The 16,346-nt window shown below is 76.8% G+C and carries 11 protein-coding genes; 7 read left to right on the forward strand and 4 right to left on the reverse strand.

Going from position 1 to position 16,346, the window contains the following annotated elements; genetic code table 11:
- Nucleotides 1-3: 3 nt before the first annotated feature.
- The 3 genes from BLQ97_RS13510 to BLQ97_RS13520 form a co-directional block, all read right to left on the reverse strand.
- Nucleotides 4-327: a DUF3311 domain-containing protein gene (locus BLQ97_RS13510; RefSeq protein ID WP_091366542.1), complete on the reverse strand. Its 324-nt coding sequence runs from the start codon at nucleotides 325-327 to the stop codon at nucleotides 4-6.
- A gap of 36 nt (nucleotides 328-363) precedes the next feature.
- The gene (locus BLQ97_RS13515) at nucleotides 364-1,209 is read right to left on the reverse strand and encodes a Nif3-like dinuclear metal center hexameric protein (RefSeq protein WP_091366544.1); all 846 of its coding nucleotides are present in this window, start codon (nucleotides 1,207-1,209) and stop codon (nucleotides 364-366) included.
- A gap of 104 nt (nucleotides 1,210-1,313) precedes the next feature.
- Entirely contained in the window at nucleotides 1,314-2,699 is a 1,386-nt protein-coding gene (locus tag BLQ97_RS13520; protein ID WP_091366546.1) for an FAD-dependent oxidoreductase, read from the reverse strand.
- A 232-nt stretch (nucleotides 2,700-2,931) separates the two neighbouring features.
- Between BLQ97_RS13520 and BLQ97_RS24240 the strand changes: the two genes are divergently transcribed.
- From BLQ97_RS24240 to BLQ97_RS13555, 7 genes are all read left to right on the forward strand, one after another.
- Nucleotides 2,932-4,884 (forward strand): FUSC family protein, encoded by a 1,953-nt coding sequence (locus BLQ97_RS24240; protein WP_091366548.1) that lies wholly within the window; start codon nucleotides 2,932-2,934, stop codon nucleotides 4,882-4,884.
- A gap of 36 nt (nucleotides 4,885-4,920) precedes the next feature.
- Nucleotides 4,921-5,922 carry an alpha/beta fold hydrolase gene (locus BLQ97_RS13530; protein ID WP_091366550.1) on the forward strand — a complete coding sequence of 334 codons (1,002 nt, stop codon included), beginning with the start codon at nucleotides 4,921-4,923 and terminating at the stop codon, nucleotides 5,920-5,922.
- Between the two features lie 105 nt (nucleotides 5,923-6,027).
- On the forward strand, nucleotides 6,028-7,431 hold the full coding sequence (locus tag BLQ97_RS13535; RefSeq protein ID WP_091366551.1) for a WS/DGAT/MGAT family O-acyltransferase: 1,404 nt from the start codon (nucleotides 6,028-6,030) through the stop codon (nucleotides 7,429-7,431).
- 63 nt (nucleotides 7,432-7,494) lie between these two features.
- The gene (locus BLQ97_RS13540; protein WP_091366552.1) at nucleotides 7,495-8,502 is read left to right on the forward strand and encodes an NAD-dependent epimerase/dehydratase family protein; all 1,008 of its coding nucleotides are present in this window, start codon (nucleotides 7,495-7,497) and stop codon (nucleotides 8,500-8,502) included.
- A gap of 103 nt (nucleotides 8,503-8,605) precedes the next feature.
- On the forward strand, nucleotides 8,606-10,852 hold the full coding sequence (locus tag BLQ97_RS13545) for a glycerol-3-phosphate 1-O-acyltransferase (protein ID WP_091366553.1): 2,247 nt from the start codon (nucleotides 8,606-8,608) through the stop codon (nucleotides 10,850-10,852).
- Complete coding sequence (locus BLQ97_RS13550) at nucleotides 10,849-13,806, forward strand: wax ester/triacylglycerol synthase family O-acyltransferase (protein WP_091366554.1); 2,958 nt, start codon at nucleotides 10,849-10,851, stop codon at nucleotides 13,804-13,806. The genes BLQ97_RS13545 and BLQ97_RS13550 overlap by 4 nt, the downstream gene beginning before the upstream one ends.
- Nucleotides 13,807-13,879: 73 nt before the next feature.
- A complete protein-coding gene (locus BLQ97_RS13555) occupies nucleotides 13,880-15,415 on the forward strand; it encodes a long-chain-fatty-acid--CoA ligase (RefSeq protein ID WP_091366556.1) in 1,536 nt (511 codons plus the stop codon).
- Here BLQ97_RS13555 and BLQ97_RS13560 read toward each other — a convergent pair.
- Nucleotides 15,390-16,298, reverse strand: a complete 909-nt coding sequence (locus tag BLQ97_RS13560) for an alpha/beta fold hydrolase (RefSeq protein ID WP_245692168.1) — start codon at nucleotides 16,296-16,298, stop codon at nucleotides 15,390-15,392. The genes BLQ97_RS13555 and BLQ97_RS13560 overlap by 26 nt on opposite strands.
- Nucleotides 16,299-16,346 lie beyond the last annotated feature (48 nt).

Below are 16,346 nucleotides of genomic sequence, written 5' to 3' on the forward strand. Positions count from 1 at the left end.
GGCTCAGCGCTCCTGGTCCCGGGTGACGGTGGGCCGGGCGGCGTCGCGCTCGACGGCGGCGCGGGCGGCGGCCCGCTCCTCCGGGCTGCGCCGGGTCGCCCGGTACACGAGGACGGTGGTCAGGACCCCGAGGGGGACGAAGGCCAGCTGCAGCCAGTAGAACAGCGGCCAGCCGAACAGCGACGGCTCGAGGTGGTTGTACAGCGGCACGATCAGCGGCACCACGATCGGCACGAGCAGCAGCCAGTTCCACGGGCTGCGGTCGCTGCGCACGGGCGTCCCGCCCCGCGCCGGCCCGTCCGCGGGTGATCTCGACGAGCTGGCCATCGCCGGCCTCCTCCTCCCGGGGCCGCACCCCGGACCTCAGCCCGCCGCGTGCGCGGCCGGCTCCCCGTTCCTCCCCGTGTGCACCGTCCACGGGTCGGTGCGCCGTCGCGAGACGGCCGCGTCCACCCTGCCGGACAGGTCGGTGACCAGCACCTCCGCCGCCACCGGCACCCAGGGCCACTCGGAGGCGAAGTGTGCCACGTCACACAGCGCCGGACCCCCGTCCTCGAGCGCCTCGGACACCGGGTGGTGGCGCAGGTCACTCGTCAGGAGGACGTCGGCGCCGGCGGCCGCCGCCGCGGGAAGCAGCGAGCCGCCGCTGCCGCCGCACACGGCGACCGTGCGCACCGGCCGGTCCGGGTCGCCGGCGGCCCGGACGCCGCCCGCCGTCGCCGGCAGCACGGCCGCGGCGTGCGCGGCGAAGGCGGCCAGCGTCGTGGGTTCGGCCGGCGTGCCGACCCGGCCCAGCCCCTGCGGCGAGCCGGGGGCGACCGGCTCCAGCGGCCGGGTGTCCCGCAGCCCGAGGGCGGCGGCCAGCGCGTCGTTGACGCCCACCTCCGCGGCCCGGTCGGCGTTGGTGTGCGCCACGAACAGCCCGCACCCCGCGCGGACCAGCCGGTGCACCAGCCGCCCCTTGGGGTCGTCGGCGGGCACGCCGTGCACCGCGGTGAGGAACAGCGGGTGGTGGGTGACCAGGAGCTGCGCGCCGCGCTCGACCGCCTCGTCGACGACGGCGGCGACCGGGTCGACGGCGACGAGCACCCGCTCGACCGGTTCGGCCGGGTCCCCGCAGACCAGCCCGACGGCGTCCCAGCTCTCGGCCAGCGCTGGGTCGTAGCGGGCCTCGAGGGCGGCGACGACCTCGCCGAGGGTGGCGGTCACGGCCGCCGACCCTAGGTGGCCCGTGCCCGCGGCGCGGATCGAGAGGCTCCCGGTCCGCGCTGCGTGCACACCCCGCGGGCCCCGGTGATCAGGGGACCTGGTCCTCAGGCGACCGCCGGCACCCGGGGCCGGGGCACCGCCGGCACGCGACGCGACGCGCGCACGACGCGGGCCAGCACCGACGGCGCCACCAGGCTGGGCGGCGGCGCCTCGAGGTTGGCCACCCGCAGGAACGCCGTCCCGACCGCGGGGTCGACGGCGGCCGCGCGCTGCACCCGGGCGACGTAGCCGTTGAGCAGCCGCGTGCGCCGGTCCACCGGCCCGGGGACGCCGGGGAAGCGCCGGTCCCCACCGGCCGCGATCTGCCACGGGACGTCGACGACCGGCGCGCAGGCCCGCCAGAAGTCCTGGGCCAGCGAGGGCCGGTCCAGCCCACCGCGGAGGACGTCGCGCAGGGCGAGTGCCTCCAGCGCGGCCACGGCCATCCCCTGCCCGTAGACGGGGTTGAAGCTGCAGACGGCGTCGCCGGTGACCAGCAGCCCCCGCGGCGACCGCGCCAGCCGCTCGTAGCGCCGGCGCACCGACGCCGGGAACCGGAAGCGCCGCGGCGCGTCGAGGGGCACGGCGCAGCGGATGACCTCGTACAGGGCCGGCGAGGGCAGGCTCGCCGCGTAGGCCTCGAATCCGGCGGGGTCCAGCGGCGGCCGGTCCCCCAGGATCCCGCCGAGCCCGCAGACCCAGCGGTCCCCCTCCTGGGCGAGCAGCACGCCGCCCCGCGGGTTGTCCGGCGTGCCGGCCAGGGCGATCCCGAGGTCCCCGTCGAGGTGGCCGGGCTCTCGGCGGTAGTGGCGCGTGGCGTAGGCGACGTCCACCTCGACCCGCTCCTCCTCCGGCGGCTGGAAGCCCGCCGCGGCCAGCCACTCCGGCGCGCAGGACTGCCGCCCGGAGGCGTCGACGACGAGGTCGGCGTCCCACCGGCGGAGCCCGTCGCCGGCGGGGTCGTCCCGGTCCAGCCCCGCGACGCCGGTCACCCGGCCCGAGGCGTCGTGCACCAGGGACCGGACGTCGACCCGCGCACGGACACTGATCCGCGGGTCGGCCAGGACACGGCGGCGCACCTCGCGCTCGAGCAGCGGCCGGCTCACCATCAGGCCCTCGAGCCCCGACGTGGCGGCGGCCATCGGCCGCCCCTGGCTGATCCAGCGGAAGTCCGCCTGCATGTCGCCGGGGACCGCGCCGCGCGCGACGAGGTCCGCGGTCAACCCCGGCAGCAGCTCCTCCAGGGCCCGCCGGCCGCGCGCGAGCAGCCCGTGCGCGTGGGCGGACTGCGGGGCGCCGCCGCGCGCGACGGCGTCCTCGGGCAGCGTGTCGCGGTCGAGCACCACGACCCGGCCGACGTGCTCGGCGAGGACTCGGGCCGCCAGCAGGCCGGCCATGCTCGCGCCGACGACGACGGCGGTGCCGTCCTCGCCGCTGGTGGGGACGGTCATCGGTACCTCCCGGTCGCGCCGCCCCTCCCCGGGGCGGCTCCTGACCGACCAGAGGCCGCCCCTCGTCGCCTGATACGCCGGCCGCACCGCCGCGCGTCCCACCCCACTTCAGCGCGTCCCACCGCACCGCAGCGCGTCCTACCTGACCGCCCACGGTCGGGTGGGACACTCGATGATCAGGTGACCTGATCGTCGCGGGCCCCCCGCGGGTGCGGGTGGCAGGCTCGGGAGCGTGGCGGAGAGGGCCCTGCGGGCGCCGGCGTGGCTCGAGGAGCTGGTCCGCACCACTCCCCCACCGGTGCCGTGGCGCGACGTCGTCCGGTTCGCCCTGGTGGTGCCGGCGCCGCTGGCCGTGGCCCTGGTCGCCGGCGGCGGCACCGCGCTCGGCGCCGGCGTCTTCGGCACCACCGGCGCGCTGGCGGCCAGCCTCGCCCCTCAGGCGGGCCCGCTGCGCGACCGGCTGCGCCGCACCGCCGCCGCGGTGGGCTTCGGCGCGGTCGGCCTGGTCGCCGGGCAGTACGCCGCCGGCGGCGGGTGGCTGCCGGTGGTGGTGGTCGCCGCGCTGTCGGCCGCGGCCGCCGTCATCAGCGCGGTCAACTCGGCGATGTCCCTGGGCGCGCTGCAGCTGCTCGTCTACACCGCGCTCGCCTCGGGCCTGCTCACCCCGCTGTCGCAGGCGGCCGAGGTGGCCTGCTTCTTCGCCGGCGCCGCCTGGGCCACCCTCGCCACCCTCGTGCAGGCCGCCACCGAGCCCAGCGACCCCGACCGCGCCTCGGTCGCGGCGGTGTTCACCCGCATCGCCGGGCTGCTCACCGCCGTCGGCACCGCGCGGACCGACGACGCCCGCCGTGACCTGACCACCGCGCTCAACGCCGCCTACGACCGGGTGATCCGCACCCGCAGCCTCGCCGCCGGCCGCAACCGGCAGCTCTCAGAGCTGGCCGGGGTGCTCAACGCGGCCGCGCCGCTGGTCGAGGCCGCGGTCGCCGCCGCCCGCACCGGCGTGCAGGCCGACCCCCACGACGTGACGGCGGTGCACGCGCTGGCCGCCGCGGTCACCGGCACCCGCGAGCTGCCCGCCGAGCGGCCCGCCGCGCTGGAGGAGGGCCCCGCGGTCCGCCGCGCGGTGCGCCACGGCGTCCGGCTGGCGTGGGCGGTCGTCGGCGACCCCGAGGAGCGGGCCGGCGCCGCGGTCGCGCCGCCCCGCCTCCCCTGGCGCGACCGCCTCCGCGACCTCGCCGACCGCACCCTGGGCAGTTCGGACACCCGCGAGTTCGCCGTCCGGCTGGTCCTCTGCATGTCGATCGCCGAGGTCGCCCGGCAGCTGCTGCCCATCGAGCGGCCCTACTGGGTGCTGCTCACCGTGGCCATCGTGCTCAAGCCCGACTTCGGCTCGGTCTTCACCCGCGCCGTCCAGCGCGGCGCGGGCACGCTGCTCGGCGTCCTCATCGGCTCGCTGCTGCTGTCGGTGCTGCCGGGACCGGCCTGGGTGGTGGCCGCCCTGGCCCTCGCCGCGGGGCTGCTGCCGTGGGCGCGCGGGGCGAACTTCGGGCTGTTCTCGGTGTTCCAGACGCCGGTGATCATCCTGCTGCTCGACCTCGCCGTCCCCGGCGGGCCGGGCCTGGTCGGCGCCCGGCTGGTCGACACGCTCATCGGCTGCGCCATCGTGCTCGTCGCCGGCTACCTGCTGTGGCCGCAGACCTGGCGCGCACCGCTCGACGAGGCGCTGCGGGCGGCCGCGCTGGCCCTCGACGACTTCGTCGGCGCCGCGTTCGGCGGCGACCCCGCCGGCCGGCGCCGGGCCCGCCGCCGCGCGTACCGGGCGCTCACCGAGCTGCACACCCAGCTGCAGCGCCGGCTGGCCGAGCCGCCGCCGATCAGCACGCGGGCCGGCGCGTGGTGGCCGGTCATCGTCCAGCTGGAGCGGTCGGCCGACGCGGTCACCGAGGCGGTCATCGCCGTCCGCGGCGGGGAGCCGGAGCCCGACCCGGCACAGGTGGCCGTGCTGCGGCGGGCGGTCCGCGAGCTGGCCGACGACGTCGCGGCGCACCGGCCGCCCGACGACGCCGAGATCCTCGCCGACGGCGTGCTCGCCCCGGTGGCACGCGAGGTCGACGCCGCCCGCCGGCTGGTCCGCGACGCCGCGCCCGGACGCCGCCCCGAGACCGCCGCGCCGGGCGGCTGAGTCGCCGCTGCACGGGAGCTGCGCTGTCATGGACCGGTGCCACGCCGCTCCCGTCCCGCCCCCGTCCCGCCCACCGTCCCGGTCGTCCCGGGCGTCGACGGTCCCCCGCCGCCGGGCTCGCGCACCGTCCGCACCGACGACGGCGTCGACCTGCACGTGGAGACCGACGGCCCCGAGGACGCGCCGGTCACCGTGGTCTTCTGCCACGGGTTCACCGCCCGCCTGGGCGAGTTCGAGCTGCAGCGCCAGGCGATCCGCGACCGCGCCCGGCTGGTGCTGTGGGACCACCGCGGCCACGGCCGGTCGAGCTGGGCCGACCCGCGGACGGCGACCATCGACCGCACCGCCCGCGACCTCGGCCAGGTGCTCGACGCCGTCGTCCCCGCGGGGCGGCCGGTCGTGCTGGCCGGGCACTCGATGGGCGGCATGACGATCATGGCGTTCGCCCGGCAGCGGCCCGACCTGTTCGGCAGCCGCGTCGTCGGCGCCTTCCTGCTGGCCACCTCCGCCGGCGGCCTGGTCGCCGGCGGGCCCCTCGGCGCGGCGGTGAAGCTGATGCGCCGGCTGCACCTGCTGGGGCTCTACCTGTGGTGGCTGCGGCTGCTGGCCCCCGCGCTGGAGCGGTGGCGCCGCCGCGGCACCTGGCTCGGGCGCCGGTTCACCCGCCGCTACCTGTTCGGCCGCGACGACGCCACGCGCGAGGCGGTGCGGGTCGTTCAGGCCATGCTCGAGGAGACCCCGCTGACGGTGACCCTCGCCTTCTACGGCACCTTCCTCGACCACGACGAGACCGCGTCGCTGCCGGTGCTGGGCCGGGTCCCGTGCACCGTCGTCGCCGCGCAGTACGACCGGCTGACCCCGGCCGCGCACGGTCGCGCGCTGGCCGCGGAGATCGGCGAGCGGTGCACGCTGGTCGTCGTCCCCGGCGCCGGGCACAGCGTGAACCTCACCCGCACCGCGGTCGTCGACGGCGCCCTGGTCGAGCTGCTCGACCGGGTGGCGGCGACTGGCCCGGACACCGCCCGGCGGGCAGGCTGACCGGCGGCACGCCTGGCGTCTGCCGCACCACCCGACCGTGTTGCGACGACGGTCCGGCGGGACAGAGCAACCGGACGACACCGTCTCGAAGAGCGAGGAGTGACCGTGGACCGCCTGAGCGCCACCGATGCCGGCTTCTACTACGCCGAGAGCGAGGACGCCCCGCTGCACGTGGGGTCCGTGGCCGTGTTCGAGGGACCGGCCCCCTCCTACGGCGACCTGGTGCGGCTGCTGCTGAGCAAGATGCCCCTCGTCCCGCGCTACCGGCAGCGCGTCCGGGAGGTGCCGCTCAACCTGGGCCGGCCGGTGTGGGTCGACGACCCGCACTTCCAGATCCTCTACCACGTGCGGCACACCGCCGTGCCGAAGCCGGGTGGGCCGGAGCAGCTGCGCAACCTCGCCGGCCGGGTGCTCGGCCAGCGGCTGGACATGGCCAAGCCGCTGTGGGAGGTGTGGCTGGTCGAGGGCCTGGAGGACGACCGCTGGGCGATCATCTCCAAGGTCCACCACTGCATGGTCGACGGCATCGCCGGCACCGACCTGATGCAGGTGATGTTCGACCTCGACCCGAACGCCGAGCACGCCGCGCCGCGCGACTGGACGCCGCAGCGCGGCCCCTCGGGCGCCGGCCTGGTCGCCGGCGCGCTCACCGAGACCGTCACCGCGCCGCTGCGCCAGCTCACCGCCGGCCCCGGCGCGGTCACCGGGGGCGCCAAGGGCCTGCTCAGCAGCGCCCGGGCGGCCGCCTCGGCGCTGCCCGCGCTGGCCCGGCAGGCGCTCACCCCGACGGCGCGCACGCTCACCGGCCCGATCGGCCCGCACCGGCGGTGGGCCTGGGCCGACGCGGAGTTCGCCGAGTTCAAGGCCGCCCGCACGGCGCTCGGCGGCACGGTCAACGACGTCGTCCTCACCGCGATCACCCGCGGCTTCCGCGACCTGCTCACGGGCCGCGGGGCGCTGGGCGCCGACACCGTCGTCCGCACGATGGTGCCGATCTCGGTGCGCCAGGCGGGTGAGCGCGGCTCCCTGGACAACCGGGTGACGGCGGTCTTCGTCGACCTGCCGGTGGGCCAGGCCGACCCGCGCGAGCGGCTGGCCGCCATCCGCCGGCAGATGGACGAGCACAAGCGGACGATGCAGGCCGTCGACGCCCGCTCGATCATCGCGATGGGCGACTTCATGGCCCCGACCCTGCTGGCCCTCGGCGTCCGGGCGTCGATGCAGGCCGGCCAGACGTGGTGCCAGGCGGTGACCACCAACGTGCCCGGGCCGCGGGTTCCGCTGTACCTGCTGGGCCGGCGGATGGTCTCGGCGCACCCCTACGTGCCCATCGCCGGCGGCACCCGCATCTCCATCGGCATCTTCAGCTACCTCAACTCGATGACCTTCGGGATCAACGCCGACTTCGACGCCTTCCCCGACGTCGACGTGCTCTCCGAGGGCATCCGCCGCGGCGTCGACGAGCTCGTCGCGCTGGCCGCCGAGCAGCCCGCGACAGCCGCCCGCTGAGCGTCCCGGCGTCCCGCCCGGTGGCCCGGTTCACCGCGCGGGACGCCGGGTAGCGGGACGCGGGTGACCGCTCCCGAGACCGACCTGACCGTCGCCGTCACCGGCCCCACCGGCACCTTCGGCGAGGGCCTGGTGCCGCTGCTGCAGGCCGACGACCGCATCGGCCGCGTCGTCGGCACGGCCCGCCGGCCCTTCGACCCGGCCGCGCGCGGCTGGACGAAGATGACCTACCGCCAGGGCGACGTGCGCGACGCCGACGCACTGCGGGAGGCCTTCGCCGGCGCCGACGTCGTGGTGCACCTGGCGTTCCTCATCACCGGCAACGCCTCGCGCGACACCACCCGGGCGATCAACGTCGACGGCACGCTCAACGCCTTCCGGGCCGCGGCCGCCGCCGGCGCCCGCCGGTTCGTCTACGCCTCCTCGCTCGCCGCCTACGGGTTCCACCCCGACAACCCGATCGGGATGACCGAGGAGTGGCCGGTGCGGCCGGCGTCGCGGCTGTTCTACGCCCAGGAGAAGGCCGAGCTCGAGCAGCTGCTGCAGGCCGAGGCGCAGGCCCACCCGGAGCTCGACCTCTACCTGCTGCGGCCCCCGGTCGTGCTCGGGCCGCACACCGTCGGCGCCAAGGACCTGCTGCCCGGCCCGCTCGCCCCGCTGGGTCGGTGGCTGGCCGAGCAGAGCACCCGGCGGCTGCCGGTGCCGGTGCCGGTGGCGGTGCCGGCCCTGCCGCTGCAGGTCGTCCACGAGGACGACGTCGGCCAGGCGCTACTGCGCTGCGTCGTGGCGGCCGGGCCGCCCGGGGCCTACAACATCGCCGGCGACGGCGTGCTCACCGTCGCCGACGTCGCCCGCGAGTACGGCGCGCTGCCGCTGCCGCTGCCCGCCGGCCCCGCGCAGCTGGCCGCCCGCGCGGTGTCGCGCCTGCCGTTCCTGCCGCCGGTGGCCGAGTGGGTGGAGGCCGCCAGCCACCCGGCGATCATGGACACCACCAAGGCCCGCGAGCAGCTGGGCTGGACGCCGCGCTACAGCGGGCTGGAGGCGCTGCGCGCGACGCTGCGCTCGGGGTGACCCGGGGCTACCGCGGCCGGACGCGGAGCGGCAGGCTGCCCTCGCCGCCGCTCCGCGCCGGCGCCACGGCGACCCCGCCGGACCGTCCCGAGGAGAGGTGCGCATGACCGAGGTGGTGGACACCGCCGTCCCCCGCATCGTGCTGACCGACGTCAGCAGTGACGTGGAGCGCCGGCTGGTCGCCGACGCGGTCCCCGGCGGCGACGCCGTCACCGTGCTGCCGCTGAGCGGCACGGCCCTGGCCGGGCCGCTGGCGACCGCCTCCCCCGACACCGTGGTGACCGCGGTGCGGGTGGCCTGGACGCCCCGGCGCCCGTCCGCGTCCCGCCCGGGCCGGTCGGCGCGCGGGCGGCTGCACGACGCCCGCCCCTCGCTGCGCCGCCGGCCGCCGGCTCCCCTGCAGGCCGCCGCGCTGCGCCGCGACCCCGACCGGGCGCGCGTGGTGGTCGCCGAGCCCGCCACCGTCGGCGAGCTGGCGGGCCGGTGGGACGGCAGCGGCACGCTGGCCGGCTTCGTCGCCCACCAGGCCGCGCTGGCCCTCGACCGGGCCGAGCGCTCGGTGGTCGGCGACCGGGCCAAGGTGCCGCGCCAGGTCGCCGAGGCGATCGAGCACAGCCCCGAGTTCCGCCGGGAGGTGGCCGCGCTCGCCGCGCAGCTCGACCGGCCCGAGGAGGAGTTGCTCGCCGAGGCCGTCCGGGACCTGCACGGCCTGGCCGCCGCCATGGACCCGGTCGCCGTCGAGCTGTTCACCGGCCTGCTGCGGCCGGTGCACGCCCGCGCCTGGGACGTGCAGGCCGACACCGCCCGGCTGGCCGGCCTGCGCGAGCTCAACCGGCGGCACCCGCTGGTGTTCCTGCCCAGCCACCGCTCCTACGTCGACCCGCTCGTGCTCGCCGACGTCCTGGCGCAGCACGACTTCCCGCGCAACCACGTCCTCGGCGGGGAGAACCTCGACTTCTGGCCGGTCGGGGCGCTGGCCAAGCGCGCCGGGCTGGTGTTCATCCGCCGCAGCTTCGGCGACGACCAGGTCTACAAGCTCGCCGTCCGGGAGTACTTCGCGTTCCTGCTGGCCAAGCGGTTCAACCTCGAGTGGTACATGGAGGGCGGCCGCTCGCGGACGGGCAAGCTCCGCCCGCCCCGGCACGGGCTGCTGCGCTTCGTGGCCGACGCCGTCGAGCGGGGCCGGGTCGAGGACGTCTACGTCGTCCCCGTCTCGATCACCTACGACCAGCTGCGCGAGGTGTCGAGCATGGCCGCCGAGCAGGGCGGGGCGGCCAAGCGCGGCGAGGGACTGTCGTGGATGGCCTCCTACGTCCGCGAGCAGGTGCGCACGCCGCTGGGCACGGTGCACGTCGGGTTCGCCGAGCCGCTGTCGCTGGCCGCGGCGCTGCGCAGCGGCGCCGACCCCGCCGACCCCGACGCGCGCCGGCTGACGCTGCAGAAGGTGGCCTTCCAGGTCGCCGTCGGCATCAACGCGGTCACCCCGGCGACGGCGACGGCGCTGGTCACGCTGGCGCTGCTCGGCGTCCGCGACCGGGCCCTCACCCTGGCCCAGGTGCAGCGGGTGCTCGAGCCGCTGCTCGACTACCTCACCGAGCAGGGCCGGCCGCACTCCGGCACGGCGCTGCGGACGAGCAGCGGCGTGCGGCGGGTGCTCACGGCCCTGGCCCAGCAGGGCGTGGTCACCGCCTACGAGGGCGGCGAGGAGCCGGTCTACGCCATCGAGCGCGGCCAGCACCTGGTCGCCGCCTTCTACCGCAACAGCGCCATCCACCACGTCGTCGACCGGGCCATCGCCGAGCTGGTGCTGCTGCGCGACCCGGTCGACCGCTGGGAGGAGGCCTTCCGGCTGCGCGACCAGCTGAAGTTCGAGTTCTTCTTCCCCGAGCGCGACGCCTACCGCGAGCGGCTGGCCGAGGAGCTGGCGCTACTGGACCCGCAGTGGGAGACCGCCGACGGCCGCGAGGTGCTGTGCCGGGCGCCGCTGCTGCTGGCCCACCGGGTGCTGCGGTCCTTCGTCGACGCGCAGCTGGTGGTGGCCGAGCGGCTGGCCGCCCGCGACCCCCGCACGCCGGTGGTGCAGGCCGACTTCCTCGCCGAGTGCGGCGGCGTCGGGCAGCAGATGCTGCTGCAGGGCCGCCTGCACGGGCCGGAGTCGCTGTCCCGCGAACTGTTCTCCAGCGCCCTGCAGCTGGCCGCCAACCTCGACCTGGTCGACCCCGGCCGGGAGGACCTGGCCCGCCGGCGGCAGGAGTGGGCGGCTCAAGTCCGGGACGTGGTGGGCCGAGTAGGAGTGATCGACGAGTTGGACGCCGCGGCGCGGCGGGAGAACGTGGGGGTGGAGCCGTGACGGCCGACCAGGGGACGGCGACCGGCGGCGGGCTGGGCGAGCACGCGGCGGCGATGGCGCGCTCGGGCGTGTGGACCGAGGAGCAGCTCATCGCCGACGTCGAGGCGGCGCCACCGGGCCCGCGGGTCGGGGCGTTCTTCGACTTCGACGGCACCGTCATCGACGGCTACTCGCTCGCCGCCTTCGCCCGCCACCACCTGCGCTCGCTGCAGGTGACGCCGGCCGCGATGGGCGAGCTGCTGCTCAACGGCCTGCGCGGGGTCACCACCGAGGAGGACTTCGAGCGGTTCACCGTGGCCGGCATGCGCGCCTGGGCCGGCCGCACCGAGGACGAGCTGGCCGAGCTCGGCGAGCGGTTGTTCGTCCAGGGCATCGCCGGGTCGCTCTACCCGGAGGCGTGGCGCCTGGTCACAGCCCACCTGGAGGCCGGGCACACCGTCGTCCTGGCCTCCTCGGCCACCCGGTTCCAGGTGGAGCCGGCCGCCCGCGCGCTGGGCGTCGAGCACGTCCTGGTCTCGCCGGTGGAGATCGTCGACGGCGTCTGCACCGGCCGCCCCGGCGGCCCGCTGCTGTGGCGCAGGGGCAAGGCCGAGGCGGTGCGCACCTTCGCCGCGGAGCACGGCATCGACCTGCTGCAGAGCTACGCCTACTCCAACGGCGACGAGGACGTCCCCTTCCTGCGCACCGTGGGCCGGGCCCGCGCGCTCAACCCGGGCCGGGGACTGACCGCCGCCGCGCGCCACAACTCCTGGCCGATCGCCCGCTTCCGCCGCCGCGGCAGCGCCTCCCCGGTCGACGTCGCCCGCACCGTGGCCGGCGTCGGCGGCATGTTCGGCGGCTTCGCCACCGGCCTGGCCGTCGGCGCGCTCAGCGGCTCCCGCCGCGAGGCGGTCGACCTGGGCATCACCCTCGCGGGTGAACTCGGCAGCGCGCTGGCCGGCGTCAAGCTCGACGTCCAGGGCGCCGAGCACCTGGCCACCCGCCCGGCCGTCTTCCTGTTCAACCACCAGAGCCAGCTCGACGTCCTCGTGCTGGCCAAGCTGCTGCGCGGCGGCTTCACCGGCGTGGCCAAGAAGGAGCTGGCGCGGGCGCCGGGCTTCGGGCTGGCCTTCCGGCTGGCCGACGTCGCCTTCGTGGACCGCGGCGACCCCGCCCAGGCACGCAAGGCCCTGGAGCCCGCCGTCGAGCGGCTGCGCGAGGGCGTCTCGCTGGTCATCGCCCCCGAGGGCACCCGCTCGGCGACCCCGACGCTCGGCCCGTTCAAGAAGGGCGCCTTCCACGTCGCCATGCAGGCCGGCGTCCCGATCGTGCCGATCGTGCTGCGCAACACCGGCGAGCTGATGTGGCGCGGCGCCACGACGATCCACCCGGGCGTGGTGCAGGTGCGCGTGCTGCCGCCGGTGCCCACCGACGGGTGGACCGTCGAGGAGATCGACCAGCGGGTCGCCGAGGTGCACGACTCCTACCTGCGCACCCTGGGCAACTGGTCGGGCCGGGCCGAGCGACCCGTGGTCTCCGAGGAGCCGACGGCCGACACCGGCACCCCGGTGCCCGCCCCGCCGCTGGCCTGGGGCAGCGCGCCGGAGATGAACCCGCTGGAGACGGCGATGTGGCGCGCCGAGGTGGCCGACCCGCGGCTGCGCGCCAACGTGGCGCTGCTCGAGCTGCTCGACCCCGCGCCGGACTGGGAGCGGCTGCGCGCCGCGCACGAGTGGGCCTCCCGGATGGTGCCGCGGATGCGCCAGCGCGTCGTCGAGCCGGCGCTGGGCATCGGCGCCCCGCGCTGGGTGACCGTGCCCGGGCTGGACCTCGACGCGCACGTGCGGCGGGTGCGGCTGGAGGGACCGGGGTCGGTGCGCCAGCTGCTCGACGTCGTCGGCGAGTTCGTCTCCGCGCCGCTGGACCGCGACCGCCCGCTGTGGCAGGCGATGCTGGTCGAGGGGCTGTCCGACGGGCGGGCGGGCTACGTCGTCAAGACCCACCACAGCACCACCGACGGGCTGGGCGCGGTGCAGCTGATGAGCCGGCTGCACAGCCGCACCGCCGAGCACGACCCCGCCCGCCCCGAGCCGCCGGTCCCCACGCCGGACGACGACGTGTCGCGCACCGCGCTGCTCACCGAGCAGCTGGTCGGGACGGCGCGCTCGGCGCCGCTGGCGGTGCTGCGCCGCGGCGTCGGCGCGCTGACCGCCGCCGCCCGGCCCTGGGACGCGGTCACCTCCGCGCTGGGGTCGGTGTCCTCGGCCGGGCGCACCCTCACCCCGCCGGGGCCCGGCTCGACCCTGCTCACCCCCCGGGGCGGCGACTGGCACCTGGAGGTGCTCGAGGTGCCGCTGGCCGACCTCAAGGCCGGCGCGAAGGCCGCCGACGGGTCGCTCAACGACGGGTTCCTCGCCGCGGTGATCGGGGGCTTCCGCCGCTACCACCAGCGGCACGGCGCCCCGCTGGGCACGCTCGCCGTGGGCATCCCGATCAGCCTGCGCGCCCAGGACGCGCCCGAGGGCGGCAACCGGTTCACCGGCGCGCGCTTCCCCGCCCCGCTGGAGGAGGCCGACCCCGCCGTCCGCATCCGCACGATCCGCGAGTTCGTGCTCTCCGTGCGCGGCGACACCAGCGGCTCCAGCGTGCTCACCGACCTGCTCGCCCCGACGCTGAGCTGGCTGCCCGCCCCGGTCATCGGCGCCGTCTCCGGGCGGCTGACCAGCGCCAACGACGTCCAGGTCTCCAACGTGCCGGGCGTGACGCACCCGGTCTACATCGCCGGGTCGCGGATCGACCGGATGTACCCCTTCGGCCCGCTGCCCGGCTGCGCGGCGATGGTCACGCTGCTGTCGCACGAGGGGCAGTGCTGCATCGGGGTCAACGTCGACTCCGCCGCGGTGACCGACCCCGCCGGGCTGGTCGCCGACCTGCAGGCCGGCCTGGACGAGGTGGTGGGCCTGGCCACCGGGTGAGCGGACCAGGGTTGAGCCCGCACGGCCGCGGTACTGGACCGGGTGTAGTGCCCGTCACAGCCCAGGAGCGGCCATGAGCTTCAACCTCGCCACGATCCTGCGGGAGTCCGCACTCAGCGCGCCGGACAAGCCGATGCTGCTGTTCGGCCCGGCCCGCCTGACCTACCGGCAGGTCGACGAGCTGTCCGGGCAGGTCGCCGCAGGCCTGCGGGCGGCCGGGCTGCGGCGCGGCGACACCGTCGCGCTGCAGCTGCCCAACGTCCCGCAGTTCGTGCTGGCCTACTTCGGCGCGCTCAAGGCCGGCCTGACGCTGGTGCCGCTCAACCCGCTGCTCAAGGCGCCCGAGGTGGCCTACCACCTCTCCGACAGCGGCGCCCGGCTGCTGGTCACCTTCGACGCGTTCGCCGACGAGGCGGTCAAGGGCGCGGCCGAGGCCGGCGACGTGCGCGTGTACGTGGTGTCCTCCCCCGGCGCCCCGGCGGACGCCCTCCCGGCCGACGCCGCGCCGTTCGACGAGCTGGTCGCCGCCGGCGCCGGCGCCGACCCGGCCGACGTCGAGCAGATGTCCCCCGACGACACCGCGGTGATCATCTACACCAGCGGCACGACCGGCCGCCCCAAGGGCGCCGAGCTCACCCACTTCCAGGCCTACACGACGGCCTCGGTGGCCGCGGAGACCTTCGCCTACCGCGACGACGACGTCGCCATGGCGGTGCTGCCGCTGTTCCACGTCTTCGGCCTGTCCAGCGTGATGAACTGCGCCGTCCGCGCGGCGGCCACCCTGGTGCTGGTGCCGCGCTTCGAGGTCGGCGCGGTCCTCGACGCGATGGAGCAGCACCGGGTCACCGTCTTCTGCGGCGTCCCGACGATGTACGTCGCGCTGATGCACGCCGACCTCACCGGTCGCGACGTCTCGGCGCTGCGGGTCTGCGTCTCCGGCGGGGCCTCGATCCCCGGCGAGGTCATCAAGGGCTTCGAGGCCGCCTACGGCGCGACGGTGCTCGAGGGCTACGGGCTGTCGGAGACCTGCGCGATCGCCACGTTCAACCGCAGCGCCGAGGAGCGGCGGGTGCTGTCCATCGGCAAGCGGATGTGGGGCTGCGAGGTGCGCGTCGTCGACCCCGACGACCGGGAGCTGCCGCCCGGCCCGGACCACGTCGGCGAGATCGTGCTGCGCGGCCACAACGTGATGAAGGGCTACCTGGGCCGGCCCGAGGCCACCGCCGAGGCCATGCGCGGGGGCTGGTTCCACACCGGCGACCTCGGCTACCGGGACGAGGACGGCTTCTTCTTCATCGTCGACCGCAAGAAGGACCTCGTCATCCGCGGCGGGTTCAACGTCTACCCGCGCGAGATCGAGGAGGTGCTGCACGCCCACCCCGCCGTCCTCGAGGCCGCCGTCGTCGGCCGGCCCGACGAGCGGCTCGGCGAGGAGGTCGTCGCCTACGTCAGCCTCAAGCCCGGCGCGTCGGCCGAGCCGGCCGAGGTGGTCGCGTTCTGCAAGGAGCGGCTGGCGGCCTACAAGTACCCGCGCGAGGTGCTCGTCATCGACGAGCTGCCCAAGGGCCCGAGCGGGAAGGTGCTCAAGACCGAGCTGCGGAACCGCTGACGGCGGTCTCGCGCAACCACGCGAGGACGAGGGCGGCCAGGCGGTCGGGCACCTGCAGCTGCGGCACGTGCCCGACGCCGGCCAGCTCCTCGTACCGCCAGTGCGGGTGCTGCCGGGCCACGTCGCGGGCGGCGTCCACCGGCACCAGCCGGTCGCGGTCGCCCTGCACCAGCAGCACCGGCGCGCTCACGCGGGCCATCGCCGCCCGGTAGTGCCGCGGGTCGGCCAGGATGCCCAGCAGGGAGCGGGCCGCGGCGAGGAACGCCCGGTCCATGCCGGCGACGTCCTCCCGCTGCTCGAGCAGGGTGACCGCCCGGTCGACCACCGGCGCGGGCAGCTCGTCGGGGTCGACGCCCACCATCTCCAGCATCGCGCGCACCCGGGTCAGCGGGGTCTGCCGCGACCGGCGCAGCCGCAGCACCCGCTCCCCCACGCCGGGGACGGCGTAGAGCGCGAAGGTCAGCGCCACGAGCGGGTCGAGCCGGCGGCGGCCGCCCGGCAGCGCGGGGTCGAGCAGCACCAGCCCGGCGACGCGGTCGGGCTCGGCCGCGGCGGTGAACAGGGAGATCATCCCGCCCATCGAGTTGCCCACCAGGACCGCCGGCCCGCCGACCACCTCGCGCAGGAAGTCCCGCAGCACGCCGACGTTGGCCTGCACCGTCGTCCGCCGCCCGCCGGGCTCGCTGCGGCCGAAGCCGGGCAGGTCCAGCGCCCACACCCGGGCCGTCGGCGTCAGCAGCGGGGCGAGCAGGTCCCAGTTGCCGTGCGAGCCGCCCAGCCCGTGCACCAGCACCACGGCCGGGCCGTCGTCGGCACCGCCGTAGTCGACCACGTGCACCGGACCGCCGAGGTCGACGGTCCTGCTCGTCCCGGGCTGCTCCACCTGTGCTCCTCCCGCCGCGTGTGCCGTCCGACGGTCGCACGCGCCCCG

Source organism: Geodermatophilus telluris (assembly GCF_900102745.1).
Lineage (GTDB): Bacteria > Actinomycetota > Actinomycetes > Mycobacteriales > Geodermatophilaceae > Geodermatophilus > Geodermatophilus telluris.

Coding starts and splice junctions, on each gene's coding strand:
- BLQ97_RS13510 (WP_091366542.1), bottom strand. CDS start 327: ATGGCCAGCTCGTCGAGATCACCCGCGGACGGGCCGGCGCGGGGCGGG.
- BLQ97_RS13555 (WP_091366556.1), top strand. CDS start 13,880: ATGAGCTTCAACCTCGCCACGATCCTGCGGGAGTCCGCACTCAGCGCG.
- BLQ97_RS13545 (WP_091366553.1), top strand. CDS start 8,606: ATGACCGAGGTGGTGGACACCGCCGTCCCCCGCATCGTGCTGACCGAC.
- BLQ97_RS13520 (WP_091366546.1), bottom strand. CDS start 2,699: ATGACCGTCCCCACCAGCGGCGAGGACGGCACCGCCGTCGTCGTCGGC.